General features: G+C 70.1%; 18 protein-coding genes and 1 tRNA gene. 10 read left to right on the top strand and 9 right to left on the bottom strand.

The window, feature by feature from the left end; all coding sequences use genetic code 11:
• Window positions 1–153: 153 nt before the first annotated feature.
• The 6 genes from EOE66_RS11290 (at window position 154) to EOE66_RS11265 (ending at window position 6,100) form a co-directional block, all read left to right on the top strand.
• Window positions 154–1,494, top strand: coding sequence for a replication-associated recombination protein A (locus EOE66_RS11290; RefSeq protein WP_128228773.1), 1,341 nt, complete (start codon window positions 154–156; stop codon window positions 1,492–1,494).
• Between the two features lie 211 nt (window positions 1,495–1,705).
• Window positions 1,706–2,629, top strand: a complete 924-nt coding sequence (locus EOE66_RS11285) for a branched-chain amino acid ABC transporter permease (protein ID WP_128228772.1) — start codon at window positions 1,706–1,708, stop codon at window positions 2,627–2,629.
• A gap of 13 nt (window positions 2,630–2,642) precedes the next feature.
• Complete coding sequence (locus EOE66_RS11280; RefSeq protein ID WP_128228771.1) at window positions 2,643–3,725, top strand: branched-chain amino acid ABC transporter permease; 1,083 nt, start codon at window positions 2,643–2,645, stop codon at window positions 3,723–3,725.
• A 20-nt stretch (window positions 3,726–3,745) separates the two neighbouring features.
• On the top strand, window positions 3,746–4,525 hold the full coding sequence (locus EOE66_RS11275; protein ID WP_128228770.1) for an ABC transporter ATP-binding protein: 780 nt from the start codon (window positions 3,746–3,748) through the stop codon (window positions 4,523–4,525).
• Window positions 4,526–4,550: 25 nt separating this feature from the next.
• A complete protein-coding gene (locus tag EOE66_RS11270) occupies window positions 4,551–5,252 on the top strand; it encodes an ABC transporter ATP-binding protein (RefSeq protein ID WP_128228769.1) in 702 nt (233 codons plus the stop codon).
• Window positions 5,249–6,100 (top strand): hypothetical protein, encoded by an 852-nt coding sequence (locus tag EOE66_RS11265; protein ID WP_128228768.1) that lies wholly within the window; start codon window positions 5,249–5,251, stop codon window positions 6,098–6,100. The genes EOE66_RS11270 and EOE66_RS11265 overlap by 4 nt, the downstream gene beginning before the upstream one ends.
• 13 nt (window positions 6,101–6,113) lie before the next feature.
• On the opposite strand, the gene EOE66_RS11260 is transcribed toward EOE66_RS11265, so the two are convergent.
• The 6 genes from EOE66_RS11260 to EOE66_RS11235 are packed head-to-tail and all read right to left on the bottom strand — an operon-like array spanning window position 6,114 to window position 11,296.
• The gene (locus EOE66_RS11260; RefSeq protein WP_310733107.1) at window positions 6,114–6,899 is read right to left on the bottom strand and encodes an ABC transporter ATP-binding protein; all 786 of its coding nucleotides are present in this window, start codon (window positions 6,897–6,899) and stop codon (window positions 6,114–6,116) included.
• Complete coding sequence (locus EOE66_RS11255; protein ID WP_128228767.1) at window positions 6,896–8,017, bottom strand: succinylglutamate desuccinylase/aspartoacylase family protein; 1,122 nt, start codon at window positions 8,015–8,017, stop codon at window positions 6,896–6,898. Before EOE66_RS11255 ends, EOE66_RS11260 begins: the two co-directional genes overlap by 4 nt.
• 30 nt (window positions 8,018–8,047) lie before the next feature.
• Window positions 8,048–8,737, bottom strand: coding sequence for an ABC transporter permease (locus EOE66_RS11250; RefSeq protein WP_128228766.1), 690 nt, complete (start codon window positions 8,735–8,737; stop codon window positions 8,048–8,050).
• Window positions 8,737–9,438, bottom strand: coding sequence for an ABC transporter permease (locus EOE66_RS11245; RefSeq protein ID WP_128228765.1), 702 nt, complete (start codon window positions 9,436–9,438; stop codon window positions 8,737–8,739). Before EOE66_RS11245 ends, EOE66_RS11250 begins: the two co-directional genes overlap by 1 nt.
• Before the next feature lie 12 nt (window positions 9,439–9,450).
• Window positions 9,451–10,248, bottom strand: coding sequence for an L-arginine-binding protein AotJ (gene aotJ, locus EOE66_RS11240; RefSeq protein WP_128228764.1), 798 nt, complete (start codon window positions 10,246–10,248; stop codon window positions 9,451–9,453).
• A gap of 7 nt (window positions 10,249–10,255) precedes the next feature.
• Window positions 10,256–11,296 carry a CDP-6-deoxy-delta-3,4-glucoseen reductase gene (locus tag EOE66_RS11235; protein WP_128228763.1) on the bottom strand — a complete coding sequence of 347 codons (1,041 nt, stop codon included), beginning with the start codon at window positions 11,294–11,296 and terminating at the stop codon, window positions 10,256–10,258.
• An 89-nt stretch (window positions 11,297–11,385) separates the two neighbouring features.
• On the opposite strand from EOE66_RS11235, the gene EOE66_RS11230 reads away from it, so the two are divergent.
• Window positions 11,386–12,294, top strand: coding sequence for an SDR family oxidoreductase (locus EOE66_RS11230; RefSeq protein WP_128228762.1), 909 nt, complete (start codon window positions 11,386–11,388; stop codon window positions 12,292–12,294).
• 18 nt (window positions 12,295–12,312) lie between these two features.
• Here the strand turns inward: EOE66_RS11230 and EOE66_RS11225 are convergent, their stop codons facing one another.
• The 3 genes from EOE66_RS11225 to EOE66_RS11215 form a co-directional block, all read right to left on the bottom strand.
• Window positions 12,313–13,281 (bottom strand): S1C family serine protease, encoded by a 969-nt coding sequence (locus tag EOE66_RS11225; protein ID WP_205702676.1) that lies wholly within the window; start codon window positions 13,279–13,281, stop codon window positions 12,313–12,315.
• A gap of 152 nt (window positions 13,282–13,433) precedes the next feature.
• Window positions 13,434–14,123 carry a rhomboid family intramembrane serine protease gene (locus EOE66_RS11220; RefSeq protein WP_128228760.1) on the bottom strand — a complete coding sequence of 230 codons (690 nt, stop codon included), beginning with the start codon at window positions 14,121–14,123 and terminating at the stop codon, window positions 13,434–13,436.
• Window positions 14,124–14,160: 37 nt separating this feature from the next.
• Window positions 14,161–14,245, bottom strand: a tRNA-Leu gene (locus tag EOE66_RS11215).
• Window positions 14,246–14,389: 144 nt separating this feature from the next.
• Between EOE66_RS11215 and cysM the strand changes: the two genes are divergently transcribed.
• The 3 genes from cysM to EOE66_RS11200 are packed head-to-tail and all read left to right on the top strand — an operon-like array spanning window position 14,390 to window position 16,111.
• Complete coding sequence (gene cysM / locus EOE66_RS11210) at window positions 14,390–15,310, top strand: cysteine synthase CysM (RefSeq protein WP_128228759.1); 921 nt, start codon at window positions 14,390–14,392, stop codon at window positions 15,308–15,310.
• A 13-nt stretch (window positions 15,311–15,323) separates the two neighbouring features.
• Entirely contained in the window at window positions 15,324–15,857 is a 534-nt protein-coding gene (locus EOE66_RS11205) for an NUDIX hydrolase (protein ID WP_128228758.1), read from the top strand.
• 26 nt (window positions 15,858–15,883) lie between these two features.
• Window positions 15,884–16,111 (top strand): sulfurtransferase TusA family protein, encoded by a 228-nt coding sequence (locus tag EOE66_RS11200; RefSeq protein ID WP_128228757.1) that lies wholly within the window; start codon window positions 15,884–15,886, stop codon window positions 16,109–16,111.

Raw genomic sequence — 16,111 nt, 5'->3', positions numbered from 1 at the left:
TCGTTGGGCCCGGTCGGTCCGTCGACGCAGGGCGCTTCGCCGTGGCAGTGTCGGCCAGCGGGCCCGGCGGCAAAGCGCCGAGCAAGGGGTGGAAGGCAGCCCAGTTCCGCGCGCAGCAGGGGGCCGCCCGGGGCGCGCTGCGACAATGCCGGCATGCTGCCGCAGGACGCGCTATTCCCTGAACTGAGCCCCGGCGCGGCGGCCGAAGCCGCGCCCGCTGCCACCGTACCCCTGGCCGAGCGCCTGCGCCCGCGCACGCTCGATGAAGTGGTGGGCCAGCGCCACCTGCTGGCGCCCGGCCGGCCGCTGCGCGTGGCCTTCGAATCGGGCCGGCTGCCGTCCACCATCCTCTGGGGCCCGCCGGGCGTGGGCAAGACGACCCTGGCCCGGCTGCTGGCGGGCGCCACGGGGGCGCACTTCATCGTGCTGTCGGCCGTGCTGGCCGGCGTGAAGGACATCCGCGAGGCCGTGGAGCAAGCCACCAGCGTGCGCCGCAGCGGCAAGGCCACGGTCGTCTTCGTCGATGAAGTGCACCGCTTCAACAAGGCGCAGCAAGACGCCTTCCTGCCGCACGTGGAGGCCGGGCTCTTCAGCTTCATCGGCGCGACCACCGAGAACCCGTCTTTCGAGGTCAACTCGGCTCTGCTCTCGCGCGCCACCGTGCACGTGCTCAAGGCGCTGGACGAAGCCGAACTGGGCGAGCTGATCGCACGCGCCGCCGCGGTGCTGGCCGCACCGCCGCTGAGCGCCGCGGCGCACCAACTGTTGGTGGCGCATGCGGACGGCGATGCGCGGCGCCTGCTCAACGCCTACGACAACCTCGTGGCCGCCCACCGGGGGGCGGCCGAACTGGGCGAAGCCCAGCTCGAAGCCACGCTCGGCGAACTGCTGCGCCGCGGCGACAAGGGTGGCGACGTCTTCTACGACACCATCTCGGCCCTGCACAAGAGCGTGCGTGGCAGCCATCCCGATGCCGCGCTGTACTGGCTGGCGCGCCTGCTCGACGCCGGCATGGACCCGCGCTACGCGGCGCGCCGCATCGTCCGCATGGCTTCGGAAGAGGTGGGCCTGGCCGACCCCCGGGCGCTGCGGCTGGCGCTGGATGCGGCCGAGGTCTACGAGCGCCTGGGCTCGCCCGAAGGCGAGTTGGCCCTGGCACAGGCGGTCGTCTACCTCGCCGTGGCGCCCAAGTCGAATGCGGTCTACAAGGGCTGGAACGCGGTGCGCGAACTCGTGCGCAACGACGGCACCCGCCCCGTGCCGATGCACCTGCGCAACGCGCCGACGAAGTTGATGAAGGGCCTGGGCCACGGCGCCGGCTACCGCTACGCGCACGATGAAGAGGGCGCCTATGCGGCCGGCGAACGCTACCTGCCCGAAGGGCTGCCGGCCGAGCGTTTCTACGAGCCTGCGCTGCGCGGCCTGGAAGTCCGCATCGGCGAACGGCTGGCCGAATTGCGTGCGCGCGACGAGGCCGCCCGCGAAGGGGGCTGAGCCTGCGGCCACGCCGCACACTTCGCAGGTTGTGCAACCGTTTCCAAGCTCGGTGTCGAGGGGGTAAGCCCGCGCCCGGCCACCCGAAGCGCCGCACCTAGAATGCCGCGGCACTGCAGGCTGCACCGGCCTGCCGGGCACAGCGAGGCCGGTTTCTTGCATGTGCCCTGGCGAGCCGGCCATGGGCCGCGGCAACCGGAGCTCCTTTTCGATGGAAACTTTCTTCCAGCAGATCATCAACGGTCTGGTGCTGGGCGCGATGTACGCGCTCGTGGCCCTGGGCTACACCATGGTCTACGGCATCATCAACCTCATCAACTTCGCGCACGGCGAAGTGCTGATGGTGGGTGCCCTCGTCAGTTGGACCGTGGTGTCGGCGCTGGCCGATTCCGGCATGCCCGGCTACGTGATCATGGGCTTGTCACTGATCTGCTCCATAGCGATCTGTGCGGCCCTGAACTTCACGATCGAAAAGGCCGCGTACCGGCCCTTGCGCAACGCCCCACGGTTGGCGCCGCTCATCACCGCCATGGGCATGAGCCTGTTGCTGCAGACCCTGGCCATGATCATCTGGAAGCCCAACCCCAAGCCCTACCCGCTGCTGCTGCCCACCGAGCCCATCAACCTGGGCGGGCCGGTCATCACCGTCACGCAGTGCCTGATCCTGGGCGTCACCACGGTGATGCTGGCCGGCCTGATGTACCTGGTGAACCGCACCAAGCTGGGCCGCGCGATGCGCGCCACCGCCGAGAACCCGCGCGTGGCGGCGCTGATGGGCGTGAAGCCCGACGTCATCATCAGCGCCACCTTCATCATCGGCGCGGCGCTGGCCGCCGTGGCGGGTGTGATGTGGGCCGCCAACTACGGCACCGTGCAGCACAGCATGGGCTTCCTGCCCGGCTTGAAGGCCTTCACGGCCGCTGTGCTGGGCGGCATCGGCAACCTGGCCGGTGCCGTGGTGGGCGGGCTGGTGCTGGGCCTGGTGGAGGCGCTGGGCGCCGGCTATCTGGGCGCCCTGACGGGCGGCCTGCTCGGCAGCCACTACGCCGACATCTTCGCCTTCGTGGCGCTGATCCTGGTGCTCACGCTGCGGCCTCAGGGCCTGCTGGGTGAACGCGTGGCCGACCGCGCCTGAGGGAGCTTCACCGATGAAGAACAAGATCCTCGTCTTCGTGCTGGCGGCGCTGGCCCTGCTGGCGCTGCCCTTGGTGGCCCAGCACTTCGGCCAGGGCTGGGTGCGCATCATCGCGCTGTCGCTGCTCTACGTTTTGTTGGCCCTGGGCCTGAACATCGTGGTGGGCTACGCCGGCCTGCTCGACCTGGGCTACGTGGCCTTCTATGCCGTCGGCGCCTACATGTACGCGCTGCTGGCCAGCCCGCACCTGTGGGAGAACTTCGAGTGGATCGCGCAGGCCTTCCCCGACGGCCTGCACACGCCGATCTGGGTGGTGATCCCGCTGGCTGCGGGCCTGGCGGCCATCGCGGGCGTGCTGCTGGGCACACCGGTGCTCAAGCTCAGAGGCGACTACCTCGCCATCGTCACCTTGGGCTTCGGCGAGATCATCCGTGTGTTCATGAACAACCTCGAGCACCCGGTGAACATCACCAACGGGCCGCGCGGGCTGGACCGCATCGACTCGATGAACCTCTTCGGCTTCAGCTTCGGCAAGGCCATCGAGATCGGCGGCTACCGCATCAGCTCGGTGGTGCTGTACTACTACCTCTTCCTGCTGCTGGTGGTGGTCAGCGTGATCATCTGCCACCGCCTGGAGACCAGCCGCATCGGCCGCGCCTGGATGGCCATCCGCGAAGACGAGATCGCTGCCAAGGCCATGGGCATCAACACGCGCAACATGAAGCTGCTGGCCTTCGGCATGGGCGCCACCTTCGGCGGCGTCTCGGGGGCGATGTTCGCGTCTTTCCAGGGCTTCGTTTCGCCCGAGAGCTTCAGCCTGCAGGAGAGCGTGCTCATCGTGGCCATGGTGGTGCTGGGCGGCATGGGCCACCTGCCCGGCGTGATCCTGGGCGCGGTGATGCTGGCCGCGCTGCCCGAGGTGCTCCGCTACGTGGCCGGGCCGCTGCAGCAGCTGACGGGCGGGCGGCTCGACGCCTCCATCCTGCGCCAGCTGCTGATCGCGCTGGCGATGATCGGCATCATGCTGGCGCGGCCGCGCGGCCTGTGGCCGGCACGTGAACACGGCAAGGCGGCACCCCAGCCGGTGTCGAACTGAGGCGGCGGGGCGGAAACCACATGAACACGAACACCGCACCCGTGCTGAAAGTGCAGGGCGTCAGCAAGCGCTTCGGCGGCCTGCAGGCGCTGTCTGATGTCGGCATCACCATCCTGCCCGGGCAGGTCTACGGCCTCATCGGCCCCAACGGCGCCGGCAAGACGACCTTCTTCAACGTCATCACCGGCCTCTACATCCCCGACAGCGGCAGCTTCGAGCTCGGCGGCGCGCCCTACAAGCCCAGTGCCGTGCATGAAGTGGCCAAGGCCGGCATCGCGCGCACCTTCCAGAACATCCGCCTCTTCGCCGAGATGACGGCGCTGGAGAACGTGATGGTGGGCCGCCATGTGCGCACCACCTCGGGCCTGGGTGGCGCCATCTTCCGCACCGCGGGCTTCAAGGCCGAGGAGGCCGCCATCGCGAAGCGCGCCCAGGAACTGCTCGACTACGTGGGCATCGGCAAGTACGCCGACTTCAAGGCGCGCACGCTCAGCTACGGCGACCAGCGGCGGCTGGAGATTGCGCGCGCGCTGGCCACCGACCCCAAGCTCATCGCGCTGGACGAACCGGCTGCCGGCATGAATGCCACCGAGAAGGTGGTGTTGCGAGAGCTGATCGACCGCATCCGCAACGACGGCCGCACCATCCTGCTGATCGAGCACGACGTGAAGCTCGTGATGGGCCTGTGCGACCGGGTGACCGTGCTCGACTATGGCAAGCAGATCGCCGAAGGCCACCCCGCCGAGGTGCAGAAGAACGAGAAGGTGATCGAGGCTTACCTCGGCGCCGGTGCGCATTGAGGGGCGGCACGCGATGAGTCAGACCATGTTGAAAGTCAGCGGCCTGAAGGTGGCCTACGGCGGCATCCAGGCCGTCAAGGGCGTGAACTTCGAGGTGCACGAAGGCGAGCTCGTCAGCCTGATCGGCGCCAACGGTGCCGGCAAGACCACCACGCTGAAGGCCGTCACGGGCACGCAGGCCGCTGCCGAAGGCAGCATCGAGTACCTGGGCCGCAACATCAAGGGCCAGGGTCCCTGGGACCTGGTCAAGCAGGGCCTCGTGATGGTGCCCGAGGGCCGCGGCACCTTCACGCGCATGACCATCACCGAGAACCTGCAGATGGGCGCCTTCGTGCGCAAGGACAAGGAGATCGACGCCGACATCGAGAAGGTCTTCGCCATCTTTCCGCGCCTGAAGGAACGCCGCAACCAGCTGGCCGGCACCATGAGCGGCGGTGAACAGCAGATGCTGGCGATGGGCCGTGCGCTGATGGCCCGGCCCAAGGTGCTGCTGCTCGACGAGCCGAGCATGGGCCTGAGCCCCATCATGGTGGACAAGATCTTCGAGGTGGTGGCCGACATCCACAGCCGCGGCACCACGGTGCTGCTGGTGGAGCAGAACGCCAGCCGCGCCCTGGGCCTGGCCAACCGCGGCTACGTGATGGACTCGGGCGAGATCACGATGAGTGGCGAGGCCAAGGCGCTGCTGAACGATCCCAAGGTGCGCGCCGCCTACCTCGGCGAATGACGATGCGGCGGCGCGACATCCTGGTTCCGGCCGGCGCGGCGCTGCTGCTGGCAGCCACCGGTGTGCGCCCGGCGCTCGCGGCGGGCTTCCGCCTGCAGACGGGCACGGCGCTGCCACCCACGCCCGACACGTGGTCCTTCCAGGTCTTCGACAACGGCGATCTGGTGGGGGTGCAACGCCAGGGCACGCGCGGCCGCACCGAGTTGCACATCGTCTCGGCCAGCAGTGGCTTCAAGCGTTTTGCGCAGCAGACCGAAACCGCGCTGGAGGCCGCCGACGCCGGCTGGGACTTCGTGGCCCTGGCCAACCGCGATGTGATGGCGGTGCGCCGCAGTGGCGCCTCGGGCAAGACCGAGGTGCATGTGCTCGACGGCAGCGCCGACTACCGCGCCTACAAGCTGCAGACGCCCACGGTGCTGCCCGCCACCGACCGCCGCTGGGCCTTCGGGGCCAATTCGAACGGCGACCTCGTCTGCATCAACCGCCTGTCGGTGACGGGGCAGACCGAGGTGCTGGTGCTCGATGCCAAGAGCCGCTACCAGCGCGTGGCCCTGCAGGCCGACACCGCGCTGCACGCCACCGACACCACCTGGGATTTCGGCGTGCTGCCCAGCGGCGATGTCGTGGCCTTCAACCGTGGCGGCAGCTCGGCGCGCAGCGAAGTGCATGTGCTCGACGCCTCGCGCCGCTACGGCGCCTTCCGCCGCCAGGCGCCGACGCCGCTGCCGCCGGTCACCAAGGCCTGGCAATTCGCCTTGCGCAACAACGGCGAGGTCTACGCCGTGCTCACCCAGGGCGGCGGCAGCGGCAAGACCGAGGTGCACGTCTTCGACGCCCTCAGCGGCTGACGCAGCGGCCAACTCAGCGGCCGAGGCTGCCCGAGAGAAACTGGCGCAGGCGCTCGCTGCGCGGCTGCACCAGCACCTGGCCCGGCGGGCCCTGTTCCTCGATGCGGCCCTGGTGCAGGTAGACCACCTCGCTGGCCACCTCGCGCGCGAACCCCATCTCGTGCGTCACCACCAGCATCGTACGGCCCTCGGCGGCCAGGCCGCGCATCACGGCCAGCACCTCGCCCACCAGTTCCGGGTCCAGCGCCGAGGTGGGTTCATCGAAGAGCAGGATCTCCGGGTCCATGGCCAGCGCGCGGGCGATGGCCACGCGCTGCTGCTCGCCCCCGCTGAGTTGCGCCGGGTAGGCGTCGCGCCGGTGCGTGAGGCCCACGCGCTCCAGCAAGGCATGGGCGCGGGCCACGGCCTCGTCACGCGGGCGGCCCAGCACGTGGATCGGCGCTTCGGTGATGTTCTGCGTCACGGTGCGGTGGGCCCAGAGGTTGAAGCCCTGGAAGACCATGGCCAGCCGCGTGCGCCAGCGCTGCAGTTGCTTCGCATCGGGGCAGTGCAGGGCGCCGTCGGCGCCCGGGCGCAGCGCCAAGGTTTCGTCGCCCAGCTGCAGCGTGCCGCGCGTGGGCGTCTCCAGCAGGTTCAGGCAGCGCAGCAGCGTGCTCTTGCCCGAGCCGCTGGCGCCGATGAGGGCCAGCACGGCGCCCTTGGGTGCGTGCAGCGTGATGCCCTGCAGCACCTCGCGCGTGCCGTAGCGGTGGTGCAGGTCGGAGACACGCAGGCCGCCGCCCGCCATGGCTGCGGTCATGGCGACAGCAGCCGGCCGTGGCGCAGCGCCTCGGCGCCGGCCACCTTGCCCAGGCGGCCGCCGGCGCGTGTGTAGCGGCTGTTGCTGCGCGCATAGAACACGCCGCTGGTGGGTGCGTGCAGCGGCGTGGTGTGCCCGGTGATGGGGTCGATCAGCTCCGCCATCAGATCGCCGGCCTGCACGGTTTCGCCCGGCTCGCGCGCGAAGACCACGACGCCGCCGTGCGGCGCGACGATGGGCATGGAGCCGGCCAGCGGCGTGGCCGCGCATTGCAGCGGTGGCACGGGGGCGGCAGGCAGATCGAGCACCTCGCGCAAGGCCAGGTAATGCAGGATGGCCTGCGCATCGTCGGCTGCGACGGCGTGGGCCACATCGTTCTGCCCGCGCAGTTCCACCGTCACGGCCAGGCTGGGTTGGGGTGGCAGCGGGCTCACGGGCCCCAGGCGTTCTGACAGCGCCGGCCAGAGCATGGAGCAGGCTTCGTCGAAGGGGTCGCCGCCCGATCGCTCGGCCAGCAGCACGGCCCGCGCACCCAGGTAGCCGGCCAGCGGCTGCAGCGCCGGCCAGCAGGCGGGCGTGGTGTAGAGGTGCAGGGCGGCTTCGCCGTCGCAGTGCAGGTCGAGCACGAGATCGGCATCGCAGGCCAGGCCCAGCAACAGGCGGCGCAGGCTGTCCAGCGTGGTGGCCACGGGCAGCGCGGCCACGGCTTCACGCAGCGCGGCGCGCACGGTGGCCAGGTTGGCGGTGGCATCGCTGCCCAGCCGGCCCTGCACGGCCGCGATGACGGTGTCGGTGAGGTCGGTGTAGCCGCGGTTGAAGTTCTCGCCGCCGGCGAGTTCAAACCGGCCATGGTGCTGGCCATGCAGCCACTGGTGCAGGCCGATGGGATTCGCCGCGGGCAGCAGCACCACCTCGCCGCGCACGCGGCCTTCGGCCTGCAGCGCGTCCAGGCGCTGGCGCAGGTGTTGGGCCACCAGCATGCCCGGGGTTTCGTCGGCGTGCAGCGAGGCTTGCACCAGCACCTTGGGGCCGCGGCCCGGCTGGCCGTAGTGCAGGCTGACGAGCGATTGCGTGGTGCCCGGCGTGGGGCTGAGAAGTTCGTGGTGTCGGATCGTCATGCGCAGGGCGGCAGGGGCAGCGGGTGCGGTTCAAGCGTTGCGCTGCATCGGGTGCAGCCAGCGCCTCTCGGCGGCGTGGAACAGGGCCACCAGCACGCCCGTGATCAGCAGGTAGAACACGGCGGCGGTGAGGAAGGCCTCGAAGGGCAGGTAGTGCACGTTGTTGAACTCGCGCGCGGCGCCGGTCAGCTCGGCCAGCGTCACCACGCTGGCCAGCGCGGTGCCGTGCAGCATCAGCACCACCTCGTTGCCATAGGCCGGCAGCGCGCGGCGCAGCGCCGAGGGCAGCACGATGCGGCGCAGCAGCACCCAGCGCGACATGCCCAGGGCCCGCCCGGCTTCGATCTCGCCGGCCGGCACCGCGCGCAGCGCGCCGTGGAAGATCTCGGTGGTGTAGGCGCAGGTGTTGATGGCAAACGCCAGGACAGCGCAGAACGAGGCCGAGCGCAGCCAGGGCCAAAAGATGCTTTCGCGCACCGCCTCGAACTGCGCCAGGCCGTAGTACAGCAGGAAGAGTTGCACCAGCAGTGGCGTGCCGCGCACGGCATAGGTGAAGCACCACACCGGCCCGCGCACCCAGCGCGAACGCGCGCCGCGTGCCACTGCCAGCGGCACCGCCATCAGGCCACCGAGCAGCAAGGCGGCCACCAGCAGTTGCAAGGTGAGCCAGGCGCCTGCCGCGTATTGCGGCAAGGCCTCGGCGATGGTGGCCCACTGCATCAGTGCGCCTCTCGTGTGGACCGCGGAGCCTGGCCCACCGACAGCTTCTTCTGCGCCCAGGCGAAACCCAGTTCCGACAAGGCCGTGAAGGCGAGGTAGGCCAGTGCCACCGCGCCATAGAACAGGAAGGGCTCGCGCGTGTTGCCCGCGGCCATCGCGCCGCGGTTGGTCAGGTCCGACAAGCCGATCACCGAGACGATGGCCGTGCTCTTCAGCATCACCAGCCAGTTGTTCGACAGCCCCGGCAGGGCATGCCGCAGCATCTGCGGCCCGACGATGCGCCGCAGCACCTGCCAGCGCGTGAAGCCGTAGGCCAGCGCCGCTTCACGCTGGCCGGCCGGCACCGCGAGCATGGCGCCGCGCAGCACCTCGGCGATGTAGGCGCCGAAGATGAAGCCCATCGTCAGCACGCCCGCGACGAAGGGGTCGATGTCGATGTAGCCCCAGCCCAGGCGGTCGCCCAGGGCGTTGATGGCCATCTGGCCGCCGTAGAAGATCAGCAGCATCAGCACCAGGTCGGGCACGCCGCGCACGAGCGTGGTGTAGGCCAGCGCCGTGCGGCTGGCCCAGCGCGAGCGAGAAAGCCGCGCGCTGGCCCCCACCAGCCCCAGCACGACGGCCAGCGCGAGCGAGGCCGCGGCCACCCCCAGCGTCAGCAGCGCACCCTGCAGCAGGCTGGGTCCGTAACCGTGCAGGAACATCGTCGGCGCGGTTTACTTCGTGTCGCCGTAGACGTCGAAGCTGAAATAGCGATCCTGGATCTTCTTGTAGGTGCCGTCGGCGCGGATGGCCTTGATGGCCGCGTTGAAGCGCGCGGCCAGCGCGGTGTCGGCCTTGCGCACGGCGATGCTGGAGCCGGTGCCGAAGTACTTCTCGTCGGTGTAGTTGGGGCCGAAGAAGTCGAAGGCCTTGCCCTGCGGCTTCTTGAGCAGGCCGCCGTCGATGGCCACCGAATCGCCCATGGCCACGTCGATGCGGCCGGCCACCAGATCGAGGTAGACCTCGTCGGCCTTGCCGTAGCGCACGATCTCGCTGCCCTTGAAGGTGTCGGTGACGAAGCGGTCGTGGATGGTGCTGCGCTGCACGCCGATGCGCTTGCCTTTCAGGCCTTCCGGCGTGGCTTGCAGCTGGGCGCCGGCCTTGGCCACCAGGCGCGCCGGGGTGTTGTAGTACTTGTCGGTGAAGGCCACCACCTTGCGGCGCTCGTCAGTGGCCGCCATCGAGGCGATGATGGCGTCGAACTTGCGCGCCTGCAGCGCCGGGATCATGCCGTCCCACTCTTGCGGCACCAGCGTGCACTCGGCCTTCATCTGCGCGCACAGCGCGTTGGCGATGTCGATGTCGAAGCCCTTGATCTTGCCGTCGGGGCCCATCTCGCTGAAGGGCGGGTAGGCGCCTTCGACGCCAATGCGCACCTTCTTCCAGTCGGGGGCCTGGGCGGTGGCGGCCAGGGGCAGGGCGGCGGCGATGGCCGCGAGGGCCAGCACCCGGGTGAAGCGCTTGCGGTTCATGGCGGGGTCACTCCTGGCCTTGTTTGTCGGCTTCCGACGTGAAGCTGTCGGCGTAGAACTCGTCTTCTGGCAGGCCACACAACGCCACGAAATCGCGCTGTGCCGATTCGACGACGATGGGGGCGCCGCAGGCGTAGACCTGGTGCCCGGCGAGGCTGGGGAAGTCTTCCATCACCGCGCGGTGCACGAAGCCCGTGCGGCCCGCCCAGCCGTCTTCGGGCAGGGCGTTGCTCACCACGGGCACGTAGCGCAGCCAGGGCAGTTCGGCCGCGGCCTGTTCGCACCATGCGTTCTCGTAGAGATCTGCCGGGCGGCGGCCGCCCCAGTACAGCACGGCCGGGCGCGTGAGGGCCTTGTGCTGCAGTTGCTGGATCAGCGCCTTGATGGGCGCGAAGCCCGTGCCGCTGGCCAGCAGCACCATGGGCTTGTTCGACTCTTCACGCAGGAAAAAGCTGCCGAAAGGGCCTTCCATGCGCAGGATGTCTTTCTCCTTCATCGCGCCGAAGACGTGGTCGGTGAACTTGCCGCCGGGCATGTGGCGGATGTGCAGTTCGATGGCCGGCGGGCTGCCCAGCAGGTGCGGCGCGTTGGCCATGCTGTAGCTGCGGCGCGCACCGTCGCGCAGGATGAACTCCACGTACTGGCCGGCGCGGTACTGCAGGTTCTGGTTGGCGGGCAGTTGCAGCTTCACCACCGCCACGTCGGCGCTGGGTTTGCTGAGGCTGAGCACGCGAGAGGGCAGCTTGAGCACCGGGAACTCGCCCGCGCCGGGCACGCTGCGCGCTTCGACCACGCAGTCGGTCTGCGGGTGGGCGCAGCAAGTGAGGATGTAGCCCTTCTCTTCCTCTTCGGCCGTCAGCGCCTTCAACTGGTGCGGCCCGTGCATCACACGGCCTTCGAGCAGCCGGCTCTTGCACGAGCCGCAGGCGCCGTCGCGGCAGCCGTAAGGCAGGCCCACGCCCTGGCGGATGGCGGCGGGCAGGATGGCTTCGTCGGCGTCGACGCTGAAGCTGCGCTCGGAGGGTTGCAGGGTGATCTGGAAGCTCATGGTGGCCGGTCTGTGCGCCTGGGGCGCGCTCGTAAACTCAAGCGCGAATTGTGCCCGGGCCCCGGGTGCCGCCTGCCTTGCCGCCTGCCATGTCCTTGCCCGCCTTCACACCCCTGGCCGCTGCGCGCCGCCCCACGCTCTTGATCGTGGGCTGCGGCGATGTCGGCCTGCGGGTGCTGCCGCTGGTGCAGCCGGCCTGGCGCGTGCTGGCGCTGACCTCCAGCCCCGCGCGTGCGCCCGAGTTGCGCGCGCTGGGTGCCATCCCCCTCATCGGCAACCTCGACGAGCCCGTCACGCTCGGCCGCCTGGGCGGCCTGGCCGATGCCGTGCTGCACCTGGCGCCACCGCCGCTGCAGGGCCGGCGCGACCCGCGCACGCAGGCGCTGCTGCGTGCGCTGGCGCGCGGCGGGCGTGTGCAGCGCCTCGTCTACGGCAGCACCAGCGGCGTGTATGGCGATGCTGGCGGCGCCTTCTTCGACGAGACCCGGGCCGTGGCCCCCGGTACCGAGCGTGCGCAGCGCCGTGTCGATGCCGAAGCGCAGCTGCGCTGGTTCGGCCGCCGCACCGGCGCGCGCGTGACGGTGCTGCGCATCCCCGGCATCTACGCCAGCAACCGCCTCGGCGGCCACCCCCGTGAACGTCTGCAGCGCGGCACCGCCGTGCTGGCCCGCGAGGATGACGTCTACACCAACCACATCCACGCCGACGACTTGGCGCGCGCGTGCGTGGCCGCGCTCTACCGCGGCCGCCCGCAGCGCGTGCTGCACGCCAGCGACGACACGCAGCTCACGATGGGCGATTACTTCGACCTCGCGGCCGACCTCTGCGGCCTGCCGCGCCCGCCCCGCATCACGCGGGCCGTGGCGGCGCAGACGCTGAGCCCCATGCTGATGAGCTTCATGAGCGAATCACGCCGGCTGGACAACCGCCGGCTCAAGGATGAGCTGAGGCTGAAGCTGCGCTACCCGACCGTGGGAGAGGGCCTGCGGCGCGGTTGATGGCGCGGCAGGGGCCGCTCAGATGCCGGTGGCGCGGGCCAGCGTCGCGGCCCGGTCCACGGCGTGCACGGTGACGGTCATCAGCCGGCCGCCGCGCTCGATCTCCAACTCCACGGCGCGTTGTGGGCGGGGGTCGGCCCACAGGCCCAGCCACAGCTGGGCCAGCGCCGCCACGCGCCGGCCGTCGATGCGCGTGATGCGGTCGCCAGTCTGCAGGCCCGCCACGTCGGCCGGGCTGTCTTCGGCCACGCGCAGCACACGCAGTTCGCCGGCCTGTTCGGCGCAGTTCAAGCCCAGCCAGGGCCGCACGCTGGCGGCCGAGCGGCCCTGGCTGCGCAGCTCGGCCAGCACCGGGCGCAGCAGGTCCACCGGCACGAACAGGTTGCCCGGCATGCGCTGCCGCGCAGGGCCGGGCTGCACGTCGGGCAGGGCCAGCGAGCCGATGCCCAGCAGTTCACCTTCGGCGTTGAACAGCGCGGCGCCGCTGTGCTGGTCGAGCGGTGGGCTGGTGTAGAGCGCGGTCTCGACGTGGTACTCCCAGTTGCCCGAGAAGGCGCGGCGCGAGACCAGCGTCACCGGCAGCACTTCGGCCTCGTCGCCGGCGCTGATGGCCGTCAGCGGCTCGGGGCCGGGGCTGGGTGCGTTGCGGGCCAGGGGCACGGGCGCGCGGCCCAGCGGAGCCAGCGCCTGCACGAGGCCGAAACCGGTGGCCACGTCGTAGGCCAGCACGCGGGCCGGCAGGCGCGCGCCGGCCTCGGTGACGACCGTGACGGTCTCGGCTTCCAGCACCAGATAGCCCGCGGTGAGCAGCACGCCGTCGTCGCTGATGAGCACGGCCGAGCCCTCACGCTCTTGCCCCAGCGTCTTGGCGGAGCGGGCCCCTTCCACCACCTGCACCTCGAGGGCGAAGACCGCAGCGTGGGCGCGTTCCAGCGCGCGGGAGCGTGTTTCCAGGGCGCTGGGCGCGGCGCGCGCGGTGAGCGCCATGGCGCCCAGGCCAAGGGCCAGCCCGCAGGCCAGGGCACGACGCCGCTTCAGCTTGCCACCTGTTGTCGCTGCTTGCGCCATGCCTCACCCTCGGGCCTTGAAGGACCCCAAGCATGGGGCCGGCGGCGCCGCTGCGCCAGCCAGGGGTTTCTTCAGCGGCGGCGGCCGAAGGGCATCTGCCCGCGCCAGAACCGCATCACCAGCCAGCCGCCCACCATGCCACCCAGATGGGCGAAGTGCGCCAGGTTGCTGCGCACGAACATGCCCAGCAGCAGCTCGACGACGCCGAAGATGCCCACCATCACCAGCGCCGGCACCGGCACGGGTGGGATGGGCAGGGCCTGGCGGTTGGTGAACATCAGCACGAAGAGCACCAGGCCGACGATGTGCAGCGCGGCGTAGGGCGTCATCAGCAGCGCCATCGGCAGGAAACCGACGAGGTCGAAACGCCGGCGCGGGAAGGTCAGCGCATAGGCCAGCAGCAGGCCGTAGAGCGCGCCCGAGGCACCCAGCGTCACGGCACGCGTGCCCATCAGCGCCGTCACGGCCAGCTGCGACACCGCCGCCGTGACCACCGACACCAGCAGCAGCTGCAGCATGCGCTTGCGGCCCCAGAGGTTCTCCAGCTCGGCGCCGAAGATCCACAGGCCCAGCATGTTGAAGGTCAGGTGCAGCAGGTCGAAATGCAGGAAGGCATAAGTCACCAGCTGCCAGGGCATGAAGCCGCCGCTGCCCACCGGGTAGAGCGCCAGCCAGTTCTCCAGTGGCAGCAGTTGCTGCACGCAGAACACGGCCAGGCAGGCCAGCATCAGGTTCTTGATCAGCGGCGGGATCGGCGGCATGGGGGGCAGGCGATGAACGGTGCGGTGGTGGCCGACCTGGTGCCCCCGGCCAGACTCGAACTGGCACGCCTTGCGGCGGCGGATTTTGAATCCGCTACGTCTACCGATTTCGTCACGGGGGCGGCACGCCTGGGCCGGGCCCGAAGCGAGCGCGATTATCACATGCAGCCTTGCCGCCCCTGGGTGCGGCGGGGTGGGCGCCTGGCACGCCATGCCATGCCGGCGCCGCGCTGCGACAATCATGGCCCCGCAGCAGGAGCCCCTTCATGAGCCACCCGGCCCCCCCGGTCTACAAGACCCTCGAAGACGCCATCGGCCACACGCCGCTGGTGCGGCTGCAACGCCTGCTCGGCGCGGCTGGTGCTGCGCGCGGCAATGTCATCCTGGGCAAGCTGGAAGGCAACAACCCGGCCGGCAGCGTGAAAGACCGCCCGGCCATCAGCATGATCAAGCGGGCCGAAGAGCGCGGCGACATCCGCCCCGGCGACACGCTGATCGAGGCCACCAGCGGCAACACCGGCATCGCGCTGGCGATGGCTGCAGCCATCCGCGGCTACAAGATGGTTCTGATCATGCCGGAGGACCTGTCCATCGAGCGGGCGCAGACCATGAAGGCCTTCGGCGCCGAACTCATCCTCACGCCGCGCAGTGGCGGCATGGAGTACGCGCGCGATCTGGCCGAGCAGATGCAGAAGGACGGCAAGGGCCGCGTGCTCGATCAGTTTGCCAACGCCGACAATCCGCGCGTGCACTTCGAGACCACCGGCCCCGAGATCTGGGCCGACACCGCCGGCCGGGTGACGCACTTCGTCAGCGCCATGGGCACCACCGGCACCATCACGGGCGTCTCGCGTTTCCTGAAGCAGCAAAACCCGGCCGTGCGCATCGTCGGCGCCCAGCCCAGCGAGGGCAGCCGCATTCCCGGCATCCGCAAGTGGCCCGAGGCCTACCTGCCCAAGATCTACGACCCGGCGAATGTCGACGAACTGGTCTACGTGAGCCAGGCCGACGCCGAGGAGATGGCCCGCCGCATGGCGCGCGAAGAGGGCCTCTTCGCAGGCATCAGCGCCGCCGGTGCCTGCTGGGCTGCGCTGCAACTCGCGCAACGCCTGGAGAACGCCACCATCGTCTTCATCGTCTGCGACCGCGGCGACCGCTACCTTTCCACTGGCGTCTTCCCGGCATGACGGTGGTCTGAGCATGGACGCCAAGTTCTGCCTGCAGTGCGGCACTGGGTTGGCCTGGATCAGCCAGGAGGAGGACGGCGGCCCCAAGGCCCGGCTGCGCTGTCCGGCCTGCGGCTGGACGCACTGGAACAACCCGACGCCGGTGCTGGCGGCCATCGTCGAATGCACCGACCGCGAGGGCCGGGTGCTGCTGGCGCGCAATGCCGCGTGGAGCGGCCGCATGTTCGCGCTGATCACCGGCTTCATGGAGGCCGGCGAGACGCCCGAGGCCGGCATCGCGCGCGAGGTGCTGGAAGAAACGGCGTTGCGGGTCACGCAGACGCGCCTGGTGGGCGTCTACGACTTCCAGCGCATGAACCAGATCATCATCGCCTACCACGTGCAGGCCGAAGGCGAGATCAGCCTCTCGCCCGAACTCGCCGAGTACAAGCTGTTCGCGCCGCAAGACCTGCGCTGCTGGCGCGCCGGCACCGGCTATGCGCTGGCCGACTGGCTGCGTGGCCGTGGCATCGAACCGCAGTTCATCGAACTGCCGCCCAAGACCTGAGCTGTGCTGCTTTGCACCCGAACACCATGGACAACGCCAAAGAACTCGACACCCGCGGTCTGAACTGCCCGCTGCCCATCCTCAAAACCAAGAAGGCTCTGGCCGACATGGTGACGGGCGAGGTGCTGCGCGTGCTGAGCACCGACCCGGGCTCCACGCGCGACTTCCAGGCCTTCGCGCGCCAGACCGGCAACGAGTTGGTGGAGCAGACACAGAACGGCAACGAGTTCGTGCACGTCCTGCGGCGGCGCTGA

This window comes from Rubrivivax rivuli, from assembly GCF_004016505.1.
GTDB lineage: Bacteria > Pseudomonadota > Gammaproteobacteria > Burkholderiales > Burkholderiaceae_C > Rubrivivax > Rubrivivax rivuli.
This window is presented reverse-complemented; position numbering and strand designations above follow the sequence as displayed.

Bases quoted from the DNA above. Each gene is read 5' to 3' on its own strand.
- EOE66_RS11285 (WP_128228772.1), top strand. From the start codon at position 1,706: ATGGAAACTTTCTTCCAGCAGATCATCAACGGTCTGGTGCTGGGCGCG.
- EOE66_RS11260 (WP_310733107.1), bottom strand. From the start codon at position 6,899: ATGACCGCAGCCATGGCGGGCGGCGGCCTGCGTGTCTCCGACCTGCAC.
- EOE66_RS11290 (WP_128228773.1), top strand. From the start codon at position 154: ATGCTGCCGCAGGACGCGCTATTCCCTGAACTGAGCCCCGGCGCGGCG.
- aotJ (WP_128228764.1), bottom strand. From the start codon at position 10,248: ATGAACCGCAAGCGCTTCACCCGGGTGCTGGCCCTCGCGGCCATCGCC.
- EOE66_RS11265 (WP_128228768.1), top strand. From the start codon at position 5,249: ATGACGATGCGGCGGCGCGACATCCTGGTTCCGGCCGGCGCGGCGCTG.
- EOE66_RS11200 (WP_128228757.1), top strand. From the start codon at position 15,884: ATGGACAACGCCAAAGAACTCGACACCCGCGGTCTGAACTGCCCGCTG.
- EOE66_RS11255 (WP_128228767.1), bottom strand. From the start codon at position 8,017: ATGACGATCCGACACCACGAACTTCTCAGCCCCACGCCGGGCACCACG.
- EOE66_RS11245 (WP_128228765.1), bottom strand. From the start codon at position 9,438: ATGTTCCTGCACGGTTACGGACCCAGCCTGCTGCAGGGTGCGCTGCTG.
- EOE66_RS11275 (WP_128228770.1), top strand. From the start codon at position 3,746: ATGAACACGAACACCGCACCCGTGCTGAAAGTGCAGGGCGTCAGCAAG.
- cysM (WP_128228759.1), top strand. From the start codon at position 14,390: ATGAGCCACCCGGCCCCCCCGGTCTACAAGACCCTCGAAGACGCCATC.
- EOE66_RS11220 (WP_128228760.1), bottom strand. From the start codon at position 14,123: ATGCCGCCGATCCCGCCGCTGATCAAGAACCTGATGCTGGCCTGCCTG.
- EOE66_RS11280 (WP_128228771.1), top strand. From the start codon at position 2,643: ATGAAGAACAAGATCCTCGTCTTCGTGCTGGCGGCGCTGGCCCTGCTG.
- EOE66_RS11250 (WP_128228766.1), bottom strand. From the start codon at position 8,737: ATGCAGTGGGCCACCATCGCCGAGGCCTTGCCGCAATACGCGGCAGGC.
- EOE66_RS11205 (WP_128228758.1), top strand. From the start codon at position 15,324: ATGGACGCCAAGTTCTGCCTGCAGTGCGGCACTGGGTTGGCCTGGATC.
- EOE66_RS11225 (WP_205702676.1), bottom strand. From the start codon at position 13,281: ATGGCGCTCACCGCGCGCGCCGCGCCCAGCGCCCTGGAAACACGCTCC.
- EOE66_RS11230 (WP_128228762.1), top strand. From the start codon at position 11,386: ATGTCCTTGCCCGCCTTCACACCCCTGGCCGCTGCGCGCCGCCCCACG.
- EOE66_RS11270 (WP_128228769.1), top strand. From the start codon at position 4,551: ATGTTGAAAGTCAGCGGCCTGAAGGTGGCCTACGGCGGCATCCAGGCC.
- EOE66_RS11235 (WP_128228763.1), bottom strand. From the start codon at position 11,296: ATGAGCTTCCAGATCACCCTGCAACCCTCCGAGCGCAGCTTCAGCGTC.